Genomic DNA, 15,484 nt, shown 5'->3' on the forward strand with positions numbered 1-15,484 from the left:
CTGGCGGGGAGGCGCGGCCGTCGTTGGCCGGTCGGGTGGTCTGGGGTGAGCGGGCGGTGCGTCAGGTCAGGAGGGCGCGGGCGTCGGCGATCGCGGCGTCCAGCTCGGTGGTGACCGCGCGGTCGGGGTCGCGCGCGACGCGTTCGAGCGCGTCGTCGAAGCAGGTGAGCAGCAGGCGCAGCAGCAGTCGCACTCTCGCCTCCGGGAAGTCCGCGCCCTCGCGCTGGCGGATCCCGTCGCCGAGCCGGTCGGCGAACTCCTCGAACCGGGCGTGGACGAGCCGCAGCAGGTGCGGGTCGTTCATCACGGCCTCTCGGAACGTGGCCATCGAGCTCGGGTCGTGGATCTCCTGCGTGATCGCGACGCGGGCGATCGTGGCGAGGTCGTCGAAGAGGTCCCCGGTCGGCCCGCCGGTGAGGAACCGGTCGGCGCTCGCCTCGTCGACGGCCGGCTCGGGGCCGAGGACGACCTCGGCCTTGCCGTCGAAGTAGTTGAAGACGGTGCGCCGCGAGACCTCGGCGGCGACCGCGAGGTCGTCCATGGTCCAGCCGTCGAAGCCGTGCTCGGCGGTGAGCCGGATCGCGCACTGCTGGAGCCGTCGCGCCGTGGCGTGCCGCTTGGCGGCGCGCGTGGACGACGCCGGGGCGACGGTGGTCTCGGACATGGCGAGATTCTTGCACTCGACTTCAAATGAGTGCAAAAAGGTGACCACGGTCACTTTACATCGCCAATCCGCTTGTCAAGCAGGTTGACAATCACTACCTTCGTGTCAATCTCTCCAGTCCGTGGCGCCGTGTGCGCCGCACCGATGCGAAGGCGATGTCGATGACGACCTCACCCGGACCGAGCAAGAACGACACCATCCCGAACAGCACCGTCCCCGTCGGCTCCGAGGCCGCCTGGCGCGACCGCAAGCGCTACCTGTGGCTGCTCGGGCTGGTGATGCCGACCCTGGGCGTCCTGATCGTCGCCACCTACGCCCTGCTCGGCTGGCACTGGGTGCTCTGGGCCGGACCGATCGTCATCCTCGGCGTCGTCCCGGCGATCGACCTGAGCACCGGCCTGGACCGCTCCAACCCGCCCGACGACATGATCGAGGCGCTGGAGAAGGACAAGTACTACCGCTGGATTACCTTCGCCTACCTCCCGATCCAGTACGTCGCGCTGGTCGCCGTCTGCGCGATGATCGCCGGCGTCAACCCGATCGCCTGGGTCGCGGAGCTGGTCGGGGTCGCCGACTGGCTGGCCGCCCACGTCAGCCCCGACCTGGTCCGCGACTTCGACCTGACCACGCTCGACAAGATCGCGGTGGCGATCTCGGTCGGCTGCATCGGCGGCATCGGCATCAACACCGCCCACGAGCTCGGCCACAAGCGCGAGGAGCACGAGCGCTGGCTCTCCAAGATCGCGCTCGCCCAGTCCGGCTACGGGCACTTCTACATCGAGCACAACCGCGGTCACCACGTCCGCGTCGCCACTCCCGAGGACCCGGCCTCCAGTCGGCTCGGGGAGAACTTCTACGAGTTCTGGCCGCGCACCGTGGTCGGCTCGCTGCGCAGCGCGTGGCGCCTGGAGAAGCGCCGCTACGCCCGCAAGGACACGCACCCGTTCCACCTCGGCAACGACGTGCTCAACGCCTGGCTGATGTCCGCGGTGCTCTTCGGCGGGCTGATCGCGCTCTTCGGCTGGCAGGTCGCGCCGTACCTGGCCATCCAGGCGGTGGTCGGCTTCTCGCTGCTCGAGGTCGTCAACTACCTCGAGCACTACGGGATGCTCCGCCAGAAGGTCGGCGTCGGCGAGCGGCAGCGCTACGAGCGGGTCGACCCCTCGCACTCGTGGAACTCCAACAACATCGCCACCAACGTGCTGCTCTACCACCTGCAGCGGCACAGCGACCACCACGCCAACCCCACCCGCCGCTACCAGACGCTGCGCGACTTCGAGGAGTCGCCGGTGCTGCCCACCGGGTACGCCGGGATGATCCTGCTCGCCCTGGTCCCGCCGCTGTGGCGTCGGGTGATGGACCCCCGGGTGGTCGCGCACTACGGCGGGGACGTCTCGCTGGCCAACCTGCACCCGCGGACCCGGGAGCGCTACCTGGCCCGCTACCCCGCAGCCGCGGCGGTCGCGCCGCTGGGTGAGGACCGCGCGACCGCGAGCCTCGACGCGACCCCCGTCGCGGACGAGGTGCTCGCCGCCCGCTGCCCCGGCTGCGGCTACACCTACGAAGTGGAGGCCGGCAACGAGCTCGAGGGCTTCGCCGCGGGCACCGCATGGTCCGAGATCCCCGACGACTGGTGCTGCCCGGACTGCGGCGTACGGGAGAAGGTCGACTTCGTGCCGCTGGACCCGGCGCTCGATGCGCCGGCGCCGTCGTCGCCCGGGGCGACGGAATGGCGACCTGAGACGCCCCGTGGCTAGGCTGCCCCGGCGCCCGGCGGCTGACGCCGGTTGGCCTGATCGGGCAGGCTGTTCACCACGACCCCCTCGGGGTCGCCGCGCGGCGACCCTGCGGGGCTGTCCATCTCGTTGAGGAACAGGACCACCGCCCATGCCCACCGCCGCTGACGTCACCGCGGGCCACTCTCCGTTCGGCGGCGCGCCCACGCTGCGCGACCGGCTCTGCGATGCCGCCACCGAGCTGCTGACCACGCAGGGGTGGGGGCGGGTCACGATGGCGCGGCTGGCCGACCGGGTCGGGGTGAGCCGGCAGACGGTCTACAACGAGATCGGCACGAAGAACGACCTGGCCGAGGTGGTCGTGTTGCGCGAGCTCGAGCGGTTCATGGGCCAGGTCACGCTCTCCTTCGACGAGCATCCCGACGACCTGGTGGCCGCGGTCCGGGCCTCGGCGCACCGCGTGCTGGTCTACGCCCGCGACAACGCGCTGCTGCATGCGGTGGTCTCCGCGACCCACGGCGCCGACACCGAGCTCCTTCCGCTGCTGACCACGCACAGCGAGTACCTGCTCGACGGCGCCAAGCAGGTGGTCGGCCGGCGCGTCGCCGCCTATCCGGTGGCACTGGAGCCGGAGCAGCTGGACGCCTGCATCGACATGCTGGTGCGGGTCGTGCTGAGCCACGTCATGCAGCCCTCGGGCGACCCCGAGCGCACGGCGGAGGACGTCGCCTTCGTCGCCGCCCGCGTGCTGGCCTGAGCCTGGCGGCCCCGGTGGCGGGTCCGGCGTCCCGATCCGGGATCCCTCCCTCCGGGCTCGGAACGGCATTACCCTCGTAAGGCACGGGGAGGGGAACGTGATGAGTGGAGCGCGCCGACGCGCACGCCGGTCGTCCGCGGTGGTCGCGGCGGCCGTCGTACTGCTGGTCGCTGCCTGTGCGCCCGCCGACAGGACGGAGGCCGTGCCCGCCGGCCAGTCGGACAGCGGGGGTGGGGCGCCGAGCGCCACCGTGGTCGATCCCGCCCACGCGGTCGCCTCGCCCGGCCCGCTGACCACCCGGCTGTACGGCGACGACCTGCTGGTGGTCTCCGACCACACGCTCGACCCGGCGCTGGTGAAGCGGATCAAGGCCGTGCGGGTGGGCAGTCGCAAGGGCGTGACCGCGGCGGAGCCGTTCTCGTTCGCCCAGTTCGCGGTGGAGAACAAGACCTACAACATCGCCGCGATCGACCCCTCGACGTACCGCGCCTTCACCGGGCAGTCGAGCGCCGCCTGGCAGGAGCAGTGGGACCGGGTCGCGGGCGGCGAGATCGCCGTCCGGGCCGGCCTGCGCAAGAAGCTCCCGCTCGACGAGGCCGGCTACCTCGCCGTCGGCTCGGGTGACACCACCCATCGGATCCACGTCGGCGCCTACTCGCCCTCCGCCGTCGGGGTGGTCGACGCGATGGTCAACCGCAGCTGGGGCGAGGAGCTCGGGATGCCGGAGGCCAACGCGCTGCTGATCAACACCGGGCTGGCCTCGCCGCAGAAGGTGCGGGCGAAGATCGAGAAGCTGGCCGATCTCTCGATCACCGCGCTCGACATCGTGGCCCAGTCCGGGATCGACCCGGACACCTACCAGACGGTGATCCCGGTCGGCTCGTTCCGCGACGCGATCGGCATCTACCGCTACACGCCGATCGGCGGCGGACGCGTCCAGCCGGAGCAGTCCTGGGTCTCCTCGCACATCACGACCGAGCTGATGCCGATCATCGGGTCGATGACCTGCAACAAGGCGATGATGCCGCAGCTGCGGGCGGCGCTGATCGAGATCCAGCAGTCCGGGCTGGCCGACGAGATCCACCCGGGGGAGTACGCCGGGTGCTACTACCCGCGGTTCATCGCCGGGTCGACCAAGCTGTCGAACCACTCGTTCGGGCTCGCCTTCGACATCAACGTGCCGGGCAACCAGCGCGGGGTGCCGGGCGAGATCGACCGCGGCGTGGTCGCGATCTTCAAGCGCTGGGGCTTCGCCTGGGGCGGCGACTGGAGCTACACCGACCCCATGCACTTCGAGCTGTCCCGCATCGTCAAGCCCGGCTGAGCGGCCACCTTCCGGGCTGATCGTGACAGCACGACTGTCACGGTTGTGCCATGATCGCGACCATGACCTACGCGCTGGGACAGGGGACCGGTCCGCTCAAGGGCATCAAGGTGGTGGAGATCGCCGGCATCGGGCCGAGCCCGCACGCCTGCATGATCCTGGCGGACCTGGGTGCGGACGTGATCCGGGTGGAGCGCCCCGGCGGCCAGGTGCTGACCGGCGGCTCGCACGACCTGCTCAACCGCGGGCGGCCGAGCGTGGCGCTCAACCTCAAGGACCCGGCGGCGATCGCCACCGTGCTCGACCTGGTCGAGGGTGCCGACGTGCTGGTCGAGGGGATGCGCCCGGGCGTGCTGGAGCGGCTCGGCCTCGGCCCCGACGTGTGCCACGAGCGCAACCCGCGGCTGGTCTTCGCGCGGATGACCGGCTGGGGCCAGGACGGTCCCTGGGCGCAGGCGGCCGGCCACGACATGAACTACATCGCGATCACGGGCACGCTCTTCGGCCTCGGTCAGGACCCGTCCAAGCCGCAGTTCCCCGCGAACCTGATCGGCGACTTCGGCGGCGGCTCCACCTACCTGGTGATCGGCATCCTCGCCGCGCTGCTCGAGGCGCGGGTCTCCGGCCAGGGGCAGGTGGTCGACGCAGCGATCGTGGACGGCACGGCCAACCTCAACGCGATGACCGCGGCGTTCCTGCTCGGCGGCACGTTCCGCGAGGAGCGCGCGGCCAACCTGCTCGACGGCGGCGCGCCGTACTACGACATCTACGAGACCGCCGATGGCGAGCACATGTCCGTGGGCGCCCTGGAGCCGCAGTTCTACGAGGAGTTCGTGACGCTGCTCGGGATCAAGGAGGCCGCGCCCGACCGCTACGACCCGGCCAACGCCGACGCGCTGCGCGAGCTGATCGCGGCCACCTTCAAGACCCGCACCCGTGACGAGTGGTCCGCGGTCTTCGACGCCACCGACGCCTGCGTGGCACCGATCCTGCGGATGAGCGAGGCGCCGAGCCACCCGCACGTGAAGGCGCGCGAGATCTTCGTCGAGCACGAGGGGATGGTGCAGCCGGCGCCGGCGCCGCGCTTCTCCCGGACGGGCGCCACCCTGGGTCTGCCGCCGGCACCGAAGGCGGGCGCGCACACCCGCGAGGCGCTGACCGCCTGGGGCGTCGCGGACGTCGACGGGCTGCTGGAGTCCGGCGCCGCGGTCCAGGCCTAGCCGAGCCGGGGGTCAGGAGCCCGCGGCTCGGCGGGGGCTGCGCGCGGCGCGCGCCACCGCGGTCTCGTACGCCGTCACCAGACCGCCGACCGAGAGCGGCTTGAGTCGCTCCATGACCTCGCGGAAGTGCTCGGTCTCGTCGTCGCCGTACAGCGGCGCGAGCTCCCGGTGCACCACGTCGGCGAGCTCCTTGGCCATCTGCTCGCCGTGCTCGGCGTAGATCTGGGCGGCGGCGACCGCCACGGACCGGGGGAAGCCCAGCTCGATCAGCCGGATGCCGATCGCCAGCTGGTTGCTGGCCACCAGGTAGCCGGACTCGCGCAGCCGCAGGACGCCGAGCGCGTTCAGGGTCGCCACGTCGTCCGGGGAGAGCTCGCGGCCGCACTTGGCCTCGAGCTGCTCGTGGCTCATCTCCACCGGCAGGTCGGCCTGCCAGGGCGCGAGCATGGTCCGGGCCAGCGCGATGTCCTCGGGGGTGGCGTCGTCGGGGATGCCGGCGACGTACTTCTCGATCGCGGCCAGGGTGAAGCCGTGCGCCTGGAGCTCCTGCACCAGCTCGAGGCGGGCCACGTGGTCGGCGGAGTAGTACCCCGACCGGCCGCGCCGGATGGGCGGCGGCACCAGGCCGCGGGAGGTGTAGAAGCGCAGGGTGCGGATGGTGATCCCGGCGCGCTGGGTGAGCTCCTCCAGCGTCAGCAGGGCGCCCTCGGAGCCCTCGCCCGCCGCCGTCGTACTCACCATGACAGTCATCGTGTCACAGTTGGCGGCGGTGGTCGCGGACGGCCGGTGCCGCGAGGCGTTTCGAGGGGGTCCCCCTTGACTGTGACACCAATGGTGTCACAATCGGGACGTACAGCTTGTACAGCTCCGATCGCGCGGCACGAGCCAGACCGCGCGTACCACTCAGATCGAGGACGGTCATGGCAGAAGCATTCGTGTACGACCACATCCGCACGCCGCGCGGCAAGGGCAAGGCCAACGGCAGCCTCCACGAGGTGAAGCCCGTCGACCTGGCGGTCGGCCTGCTCGACGAGATCAAGGTGCGTAACCCCGGTCTCGACCCCGCGCGCGTCGACGACGTGGTGCTCGGTGTCGTCTCGCCGGTCGGCGACCAGGGTGGCGACATCGCCAAGACCGCCGCGATCGCGGCCGGCTACCCCGACACCGTCGCGGGTGTGCAGCTCAACCGCTTCTGCGCCTCGGGCCTCGAGGCCGTCAACCAGGCGGCGGGCCGCGTCCGCGGCGGCATGGAGGACCTGATCCTCGCCGGCGGCGTGGAGTCGATGAGCCGCGTGCCGATGGGCTCCGACGGCGGCGCCTGGGCGTCCGACCCGGCCACCGCGTTCAAGGCCGGCTTCGTGCCGCAGGGCATCGGCGCCGACCTGATCGCCACGGTCGAGGGCTGGAACCGCGAGGACGTCGACGCCTACGCGGCCGAGTCGCACGCCCGCGCCGCGAAGGCCTGGGCCAACGGCTACTTCGACGGCGCCATCGTGCCCGTCCGCGACCTCAACGGCGTGACCGTGCTGGACCGCGACGAGACCGTCCGCCCCGGCACCTCGGTCGAGGGCCTCGCCGGCCTGAAGCCGTCCTTCGCCCAGATCGGCCGCGACGCCGGCTTCGACGACGTGGCGCTGGAGAAGTACCACTGGCTGGAGAAGATCAACCACGTCCACCACGCCGGCAACTCCTCGGGCATCGTGGACGGTGCCGCGCTGACCCTGATCGGCAACGAGCAGGTCGGCTCCGACCTCGGCCTCACGCCGCGTGCCCGGATCGTCTCCATGGCCGTCTCCGGCGCGGACCCGATCATCATGCTCACCGGTCCCGCCCCGGCCGCGCGCAAGGCGCTGGCCAAGGCCGGCCTCGAGGTCGGCGACATCGACCTGTTCGAGATCAACGAGGCGTTCGCCGCGGTCGCCATGCGGTTCATGCGCGACATGGGCATCAGCCACGACATCACCAACGTCAACGGCGGCGCGATCGCGATGGGCCACCCGCTCGGCGCGACCGGCGCGATGATCCTCGGCACCCTGATCGACGAGCTCGAGCGGCGCGACCTGCGCCGCGGCCTCGCCACGCTCTGCGTCGGCGGCGGCATGGGCATCGCGACCATCGTCGAGCGCGTCTGAGCGCCGCGCCGAACCCCTCGTACCTCTTCGCACCTCAAGGACACCATTCACAGTGAGCACTGAGACCCTGACCGCCGTGCGCTACGAGCGTGACGCCGACGGCATCGTCACCCTGACCCTGGACGACCCGAACCAGAGCGCGAACACCATGAACGAGCTCTACACCTCGTCCATGAACGCCTGCATCGACCGCCTGTACGACGAGGTCGACGACGTCACCGGCGTCGTGATCACCAGCGCCAAGAAGACCTTCTTCGCCGGCGGCGACCTGAAGAACATGATGAAGACGACCCCGGCCGACGCCGAGGCGGTCTTCACCGGCGGCGAGACCATCAAGTCCTCGCTGCGCCGCCTGGAGAAGCTCCCCAAGCCGGTCGTGGCCGCCATCAACGGCGCCGCGCTCGGCGGCGGCTGCGAGATCACGCTGGCCTGCAACCACCGGATCGCGGTCGACGGCAACTACAAGATCGGCCTGCCCGAGGCGACCCTCGGCCTGCTCCCCGGTGGCGGCGGCGTGACCCGCACCGTGCGGATGTTCGGCCTGCAGTCCGCGCTGATGGACTTCCTGCTCCAGGGCAGCCAGTTCAGCCCGACCGCGGCCCAGAAGAAGGGCCTGGTCGACGAGGTCGTCGCCACCGTCGACGAGCTGGTCCCCTCCGCGAAGGCGTGGATCAAGGCCAACCCCGAGGCCTCCGCCCAGCCGTGGGACGCCCCCGGCTACAAGATGCCCGGCGGTACGCCGAGGTCGCCGGCCCTGGCCGCGTTCCTGCCGGCCTTCCCGGCGATGCTGCGTCAGCAGACCAAGGGTGCCGTCTTCCCGGCCGCCCGAGCGATCCTCTCGGCCGCGGTCGAGGGTGCCCAGGTCGACTTCGACACGGCCTCCCGGATCGAGTCGCGCTACCTGACCAACCTGATGGTCAACCAGGGCGCGAAGAACATGATCCAGGCGTTCTTCTTCGACCTCCAGGCGATCAACTCCGGCTCCCTGCGCCCGCAGGGCATCGAGAAGTACACCGCCCGGAAGGTCGTCGTGCTCGGCGCCGGCATGATGGGCGCGGGCATCGCGTACGTGATGGCGAAGGCCGGCGCCGAGGTCGTCCTCAAGGACATCTCCGTCGAGGCCGCCGAGAAGGGCAAGGCCTACTCCGCGGGCCTGCTCGACAAGGCGATCAGCCGCGGCCGGTCCACCGAGGAGAAGAAGGCCGAGCTGCTCGGCCGGATCACCGCGACCGCGGACCCGGCCGATGCCGCGGGCGCCGACATCGTGATCGAGGCCGTCTTCGAGGACCCGGCGCTCAAGGCCAAGGTCTTCGCCGAGATCCTCCCGCACCTCGCGCCGGACGCGCTGCTGTGCTCCAACACCTCCACGCTGCCGATCACCGAGCTCGCCGCCGGCCTGGAGAACGAGGCCGACCGCCCGCGCTTCATCGGCCTGCACTTCTTCTCCCCCGTGGACAAGATGCCGCTGGTCGAGATCATCGCCGGCAAGGAGACCTCCGACGAGGCGCTGGCCAAGGCGTACGACGTGGTCCTGCAGATGCGCAAGACCCCGATCGTGGTCAACGACAGCCGCGGCTTCTACACCTCGCGCGTCATCGGCTACATGGTCAACGAGGGCATGGCGATGCTCGCCGAGGGCGTCGCGCCGTACTCGATCGAGCGGGCCACCACCTCCGCCGGCTACCCGGCGCCCGTGCTGCAGCTGAGCGACGAGCTCAACCTGGAGCTGATGGCCAAGATCGCCAAGGCGACCCACGAGGCCGCCGAGCGCGACGGCGTCGACCTGCCCGAGCACCCCGGCAACGCCGTGGTCGCCAAGATGCTGGAGGCCGGCCGCCCCGGTCGCCTGCGCGGCGCTGGCTTCTACGAGTACGTCGACGGCAAGCGCGGCTCGATCTGGTCCGGCCTGTCCGAGCTGTTCCCGGTGGCGGCCGAGCAGCCCGACATCCAGGACATCCGCGACCGGATGCTCTTCGCCGAGGCGCTGGAGACCGCCAAGTGCTTCGAGGAGGGTGTGATCACCTCCGCCGCGGCCGCCAACATCGGCTCGATCATGGGCATCGGCTTCCCGCCGCAGACCGGTGGTGCCGCCCAGTTCATGACCGGGTACGAGGACAAGGCGACCGGCGAGGTCGGTCTGAACGCGTTCCTCAAGCGGGCCGACGAGCTGGCCGCGAAGTACGGCGCGCGGTTCGAGGCGACCCCGTGGCTGCGCGAGCTGGCCGCGTCGGGTGGCTCGTTCCCGGCCTGATCCGGCTGACGTGACGAAGGGTCGGTCCCCCTCTGGGGGCCGGCCCTTCGTGCGTCCCGCACAGGCCGCACGGGCCCCCTGCCCAACGCGCTCGCCCATCCCACGACCGCAGGAGATTCCCATCCGAACAAGCACTAGGGTCGGTGCCGTGACCGCGACCACAACGACGCAGCAGCGTCCCCTCAGAGTCCTGATCACCGGGGCGGCGCAGGGCCTCGGCGCCTCCCTCGCCGCGGCCTGGGAGCAGCGCGGGGCCGAGGTGCTCCGCACCGACCGCCCGGCCGTCGCGGTCGAGCGCGAGGACGTGCTCGGCCTCGACATCACCAGCGACGCCGACTGGGCGGCGGCCCGGGACCACGTCGAGCGCACCTGGGGCGGCCTGGACGTGCTGGTCAACAACGCCGGCATCGCCGGCGGCGGCCGGCTGGACGTGTCGACGATGGACGAGTGGCAGCGGCTCGTCGACATCAACCTGATGGGCGCCGTCCGCGGCACCGCGACCTTCACCCCGGTGTTCAAGCGCCAGCGCGGCGGCACGATCGTCAACGTCGCCTCCCTGGCCGGGCTCGTGCACCCCGCGGGGATGGCCGGCTACAACGCCACCAAGGCCGCGGTGGTCGCGCTCACCGAGACCACCGGCCACGAGCTCGCGGCGTACGGCGTGTCCGCGCACGTGGTCTGCCCCTCCTACTTCCGCACCGGGCTGCTCGCCGGCGCGCAGGGCGCGGACACCGCGCTGACCGGCGTGATGAGCCAGCTGGTCGACCACGCCCGCCTCGGCCCCGACGACATCGCGACCGCCGTGCTCGATGCCCTCGACGCCGGCACGGAGGTGATCCTGCCCGATCCGGACGCGGCGCGTGCCTTCGCGCTGAAGCAGGCCGACCGGGCGGCGTACGACCAGACGATGCGGGCGCAGGCGCGCAAGCTGGCCGCTGCCGCCGGCGAGACGGTGGGGGAGCCCGCATGAGCGGCGACGCGACCGCCGAGGAGTCCCGCCCGGTCCGCGACGAGGACTCCTTCGACGTGCCGGCCCTCGCCGCCTGGCTGGGGCGCGGTCCGATCGCGGAGGTCCGCCAGTTCCCCGGGGGCGCCTCGAACCTCACCTACCTGCTCCGGATGGCCGACGGCGCCGACCTGATCCTGCGCCGGCCCCCGACGGGCACCAAGGCCAAGGGTGCCCACGACATGGCGCGGGAGTACCGGATCCAGGAGGGCCTCGCGCCGGTCTTCGACAAGGTCGCGCCGATGGTCGCCTACGCCGCCGAGGCCGAGAGCCCGATCGGCTCCGAGCTCTACGTGATGGAGCGGGTGCGTGGTGTCATCCCGCGCCAGGACTTCGGCTTCCCGATCACGCCGGAGCAGGCCTCCGAGCTGTGCCGCGCGAGCATCGACACCCTGGTCGACCTGCACGCCGTCGACGTCACGCAGGTCCCGGTGCTGCAGGAGCTCAACAAGGGCCCGGGGTACGTCGAGCGCCAGATGTCCGGCTGGACCAAGCGCTTCGAGAACGCCCGCACCGACGACACCGGCGACTGGAGCGACGTCGTCGGCTGGCTGCGCGAGCACCAGCCCGAGGACGTCGCGCAGGTGCTGGTCCACAACGACTACCGCTTCGACAACATGGTGCTCGACGCCGAGGACCCGACCCGGATCGTGGCGCTGCTGGACTGGGAGATGGCCACCGTCGGCGACCCGCTGATGGAGCTGGGCAACAGCCTGACCTACTGGGTCCAGGCCGACGACGACGAGTTCCTGCTGGCGCTGCGGCGCCAGCCGACGAACGCGCCGGGGATGTGGACCCGGCAGCGCGTCGTGGAGCACTACTGCGAGCGCGCCGGCTACGACCTGACGCCCGATCAGCTGCGCTTCTACGAGGTGTTCGGACAGTTCCGGCTGGCGGTGATCGTGCAGCAGATCTGGTACCGCTACTTCCACGGCCAGACCACCAATCCCGCCCTCGCCCAGATGGGTGCGGGGGTCGCCTACATGGAGTCGCGCTCCCGACGGCTGATCGCCGGCGAGGGCTGACGCGTGGGGATCCTGACCCTGGTCCGACACGGCCAGGCCTCCTTCGGCGCGGACGACTACGACGTCCTCTCCGCGACCGGCCGCGAGCAGGCGCGGGTGCTGGGCCGCTGGCTGGCCGCCCACGGGGACCGGCCCGAGACGGCGGTCCGCGGTGGCCTGCGTCGCCACCGTGAGACCTGGGAGGGGATCGCCGAGGGCCTCGAGGGGCCCGGTACGGCGACGGTCGACCCGGCGTGGGACGAGTTCGACTTCCTCTCGGTGCTCGCGCACTACGGCGAGGTGACCGGCGACGTGCTCGACCACGGTGCCGACCGCCGGGTGTTCCAGTCCTACTTCGAGCGCGGCAGCGCGCACTGGATCGCCGCGGCCGGCGATCGCGCCTACCCCGAGCCGTTCGCCGACTTCGTGGCCCGGTCCCGCCGTGCCCTCGCGGCGGCCGCGGCCCACCCCGGGCCGACGGTGGCGGTCACCTCCGGCGGCGTCATCGCCGCGCTCGCCGCGGCGCTGCTGGTGCCGGGGACGGAGGACTCGACCGCCCTCGGCGGCCTGTGGGAGCGCCTCAACACCGTCATCGTCAACACCTCGGTGACCCGCGTCCTGGTCGGGCCCTCGGGTGCACGGCTGCTCACGTTCAACGAGCACCCGCACCTGCCGCGGGACCTGATCACCTACCGCTGAGCCCGCGGGCGGGCCCCGGCGGGCCCGCTCCGAGGAGCCCGGGTCGTCGGGACCGCCCGCCCTGCCTCAGTTGTCGTGGATCGCCGGCCCGATGCCGGCCCACCACTGCGTCTCGGGCGCGGTCGCGGCGAGCCCGCGCAGCCGGTCCTTCATGCCCTGCAGCCCGAGGCTGAAGAGGGCGGCCCGGGCCGCGGGCGTGTCCGGGGCCTCGTGCGCGGTGCGGGTGAGGGCCTCGGCGGCGTCGTCCGGCACGGGGACCCGGACCGCGCCGAGCGTCACCAGCGCGCGGGGGCGCAGCGGGGTGCGCTCCTCGGCGCTGACCGCCTGCACCAGTCGGTCGGCACCGTTGGCGTGGGCCAGCCGGGCGACCAGGGACCAGCACTGGGCGGCGACCTGGTCGTCGGGATGCGCGGTCAGCTCGAGGACCGCGGCGTTGACCTGTCCGGCGTACGGGCTGGCGAGCAGCAGCTGGGTCGCGGTGTGTCGCCGCTCGCGGCGCCCGTGGAAGAGCGCGGTCCGCAGCACCGTGCGCAGCATCCGGTCCGGGTCGTGCGCGGTCCGGCCGGTGGCGTCCTCGACCACCCCGGCGACGTGGTCGCTGATGCTGCGCGCGAGGTCGGGCTCGACGACCTCCGAGCTCTCCCGGACCCGGATCAGGCACTGCTGCGCGGCGCGGCTCTTGGTCGCCGACAGCACCCGGGCGAAGGCCGCCTCGGGCAGCAGGGAGGCGAGCTCCAGGATCGCGGCGCGAGGGCGGTCGTGGCCGTGCTGCAGGGTGTAGCCGACGTGCGCCTCCAGCTCGGGTGAGTCCGGGGCCAGGGAGCCGTCGGAGACCAGGCGGGCGGCGAGGATCTCCGCGGCGCCGCGCAGGCTGTCGGTCGGCGAGGCGAGGAGCCGCTGGACCAGGGTGCGCAGACCCTCGTCGGGCGCCTCCGCCAGCAGCAGGAGCGCGGGCGTGATCAGCTGCGCGCCCGGTGCCAGCACCAGGCGTCCCACGCCGCGGCTCATGTGCGCGCGGGCGGCGGGGTGCCGGATCAGCGCGGCGGCGGCCTCGTAGCGGCGCGCCGCGGCCAGCCCGCGGGCGCGGACCAGCTCCCCGAGCAGGCGGTCGACCAGCAGCTGCCAGGTGGCCTCGGGGAGGTAGATGTGCTCGAAGGTGGTGACGCAGTCGGCGAGCTCGAGCCAGCCGGAGCCCGTGATCCGCTCCTCCGCGACCTCGATCAGCAGTGCGTCGACCGATCGCTCGGCCACGGGCGACCAGCCACGCGCGGCGACCGGGCGCAGGTGGCCGAGCCGGACCAGTCGCCGTCGCAGGGTGTCGATCGTGTGCGGCGCGAGCCCGGCGACCGTCTCGTAGCCGCGCACCAGCCTCGGCGAGATCGGCTCGAGCCCGGACTCCCATCGCGAGATGCGGCTCGAGTCCGCCCGGATGTCGAGCGCGCGCAGGTCCGCGGCGAAGTCGCTGCGGTTGGCCGCGGTGCGCTCGCAGGCGTCGAGTCGGCTGACGGCCATCAGCCAGGCCAGTCGCTTGTTCCCGTCGATCGCCGTGCTGCTGACGGCGGTGTTGTCGAACGGCAGGCGCTGGGGGCGACCACGTCGCCGACCCACCGCTGCCGTCACGGCAGTGTTCCCCACAGAGTCCCCGTATCCGCGATGTTCCCCCGCGCCCCCACGGCGCGACCACGCCCCCCACGGGCGTGCGACCCCGCAGCGCAGGGGCGGGATCCTGTGACGTCGGCGGCACGGGGATCCCGGTGGTCCCTTTGCTTCGGTAGCCGTAGCCAATTGAAACAAATCACCAAGTTTGATGATGCGTTTTCCGGGTATCAGGGCCGAATTGGTGAAACGGCAACTACATGGGCGTCGTGGTCACCGGCCGAGGAACCGGTTCAGCAGCTGGGCCATGGCCTCGGAGCCGAGGAGGGCCTCCTGCTCGACGGACTCCGCCAGCAGCAGCGCCGCCGGGTCGGCGTACTCGTCGAGGGTGAGGTCGAGCAGGCGCTTGGCCGCGCGCGTGGTGCCCGGGTTCTGGGCCGCGAGTGATCCGGCCAGCTCGAGAGCGTCGGCGTGCGGGTCCTCGCTGACGCGCGTCGCCAGGCCGATCTCGGCTGCCTCGGTGCCGCTCACCTCGCGAGCGGTATAGACCAGTTCGCGGAACCGGTCCGCGCGGACCAGCCCGCGGAGCAGGGGGAAACCGGCCATGTCCGGGACCAGGGCCCAGCGCGCCTCCATGACGGCGAGCCGGGCATCCGGCCGGGTGAGCCGGAGGTCGGCGCCCAGGGCGATCTGCAGGCCGCCGCCGAAGCAGACGCCCTCGATCGCCGCGATGACCGGGACCGGAAGCGTCCGCCAGCCCCAGGCGACCTGTTGGAAGGCGTTCGCCAGCCCGTGGGTGCGCTCCTGGAGGCCGTCGCCGGCCGGGCCGCCCGCGAGCAGGGAGAGGTCGATCCCTGCGGAGAACGCTCCGCCTGCCCCGGACAGGACCACGGCCCGTACGTCGTCGCGAGCGCCGAGCTCGTCGATGGTGGCCAGGATCGCCTCGAACATCGCGCCATCCAGCGCGTTGCGCTTGTCTGCTCGATTCAGGACCACGTCCGCGACGCCCTCTGTCACGCTGACCCGCACGCGGCTTTCTGTCTGATTCATTCCGCAGCCCTTCCGATTTCCTGTAACTCTGTGTCACAGTTCACT

Annotated in this window: 13 protein-coding genes; 9 read left to right on the plus strand and 4 right to left on the minus strand. The window is 72.0% G+C overall.

All coding sequences use genetic code 11. The features are described 5' to 3' along the window. Nucleotides 1-61: 61 nt before the first annotated feature. Entirely contained in the window at nt 62-664 is a 603-nt protein-coding gene (locus E8D34_RS01200) for a TetR/AcrR family transcriptional regulator (RefSeq protein ID WP_136592737.1), read from the minus strand. Nucleotides 665-825: 161 nt separating this feature from the next. Here E8D34_RS01200 and E8D34_RS21475 point away from each other — a divergent pair, with 161 nt between their 5' ends. The 4 genes from E8D34_RS21475 (at nt 826) to E8D34_RS01220 (ending at nt 5,701) form a co-directional block, all read left to right on the plus strand. After that, nucleotides 826-2,421, plus strand: coding sequence for a fatty acid desaturase (locus tag E8D34_RS21475; RefSeq protein WP_136592738.1), 1,596 nt, complete (start codon nt 826-828; stop codon nt 2,419-2,421). Between the two features lie 130 nt (nt 2,422-2,551). Beyond that, a complete protein-coding gene (locus E8D34_RS01210) occupies nt 2,552-3,157 on the plus strand; it encodes a TetR family transcriptional regulator (RefSeq protein WP_136592739.1) in 606 nt (201 codons plus the stop codon). 100 nt (nt 3,158-3,257) lie between these two features. Continuing rightward, nucleotides 3,258-4,481 (plus strand): M15 family metallopeptidase, encoded by a 1,224-nt coding sequence (locus E8D34_RS01215; RefSeq protein ID WP_136592740.1) that lies wholly within the window; start codon nt 3,258-3,260, stop codon nt 4,479-4,481. Between the two features lie 50 nt (nt 4,482-4,531). Next, nucleotides 4,532-5,701: a CaiB/BaiF CoA-transferase family protein gene (locus E8D34_RS01220; RefSeq protein ID WP_240771020.1), complete on the plus strand. Its 1,170-nt coding sequence runs from the start codon at nt 4,532-4,534 to the stop codon at nt 5,699-5,701. 12 nt (nt 5,702-5,713) lie between these two features. Here E8D34_RS01220 and E8D34_RS01225 read toward each other — a convergent pair whose 3' ends face one another. Then, nucleotides 5,714-6,442 carry a MerR family transcriptional regulator gene (locus E8D34_RS01225; protein ID WP_240771021.1) on the minus strand — a complete coding sequence of 243 codons (729 nt, stop codon included), beginning with the start codon at nt 6,440-6,442 and terminating at the stop codon, nt 5,714-5,716. 179 nt (nt 6,443-6,621) lie between these two features. On the opposite strand from E8D34_RS01225, the gene E8D34_RS01230 reads away from it, so the two are divergent. The 5 genes from E8D34_RS01230 to E8D34_RS01250 all read left to right on the plus strand — a co-directional run bounded on the left by E8D34_RS01230 (nt 6,622) and on the right by E8D34_RS01250 (nt 12,793). Next, the gene (locus E8D34_RS01230; protein WP_136592742.1) at nt 6,622-7,833 is read left to right on the plus strand and encodes an acetyl-CoA C-acetyltransferase; all 1,212 of its coding nucleotides are present in this window, start codon (nt 6,622-6,624) and stop codon (nt 7,831-7,833) included. A 52-nt stretch (nt 7,834-7,885) separates the two neighbouring features. Continuing rightward, complete coding sequence (locus tag E8D34_RS01235) at nt 7,886-10,084, plus strand: 3-hydroxyacyl-CoA dehydrogenase NAD-binding domain-containing protein (protein WP_240771022.1); 2,199 nt, start codon at nt 7,886-7,888, stop codon at nt 10,082-10,084. A gap of 148 nt (nt 10,085-10,232) precedes the next feature. Next, nucleotides 10,233-11,054 (plus strand): SDR family NAD(P)-dependent oxidoreductase, encoded by an 822-nt coding sequence (locus E8D34_RS01240; protein ID WP_206056492.1) that lies wholly within the window; start codon nt 10,233-10,235, stop codon nt 11,052-11,054. After that, nucleotides 11,051-12,115 (plus strand): phosphotransferase family protein, encoded by a 1,065-nt coding sequence (locus E8D34_RS01245; protein WP_136592743.1) that lies wholly within the window; start codon nt 11,051-11,053, stop codon nt 12,113-12,115. Before E8D34_RS01240 ends, E8D34_RS01245 begins: the two co-directional genes overlap by 4 nt. A 3-nt stretch (nt 12,116-12,118) precedes the next feature. Then, nucleotides 12,119-12,793: a phosphoglycerate mutase family protein gene (locus tag E8D34_RS01250; protein ID WP_136592744.1), complete on the plus strand. Its 675-nt coding sequence runs from the start codon at nt 12,119-12,121 to the stop codon at nt 12,791-12,793. A 66-nt stretch (nt 12,794-12,859) separates the two neighbouring features. On the opposite strand, the gene E8D34_RS01255 is transcribed toward E8D34_RS01250, so the two are convergent. Both E8D34_RS01255 and E8D34_RS01260 read right to left on the minus strand, forming a co-directional pair. After that, nucleotides 12,860-14,428 (minus strand): hypothetical protein, encoded by a 1,569-nt coding sequence (locus E8D34_RS01255; protein WP_136592745.1) that lies wholly within the window; start codon nt 14,426-14,428, stop codon nt 12,860-12,862. Between the two features lie 234 nt (nt 14,429-14,662). Further along, nucleotides 14,663-15,439, minus strand: a complete 777-nt coding sequence (locus tag E8D34_RS01260) for a crotonase/enoyl-CoA hydratase family protein (protein WP_136592746.1) — start codon at nt 15,437-15,439, stop codon at nt 14,663-14,665. Nucleotides 15,440-15,484: the final 45 nt, after the last annotated feature.

The sequence above is a fragment of the Nocardioides sp. GY 10113 genome, from assembly GCF_004919105.1.
Lineage (GTDB): Bacteria > Actinomycetota > Actinomycetes > Propionibacteriales > Nocardioidaceae > Nocardioides.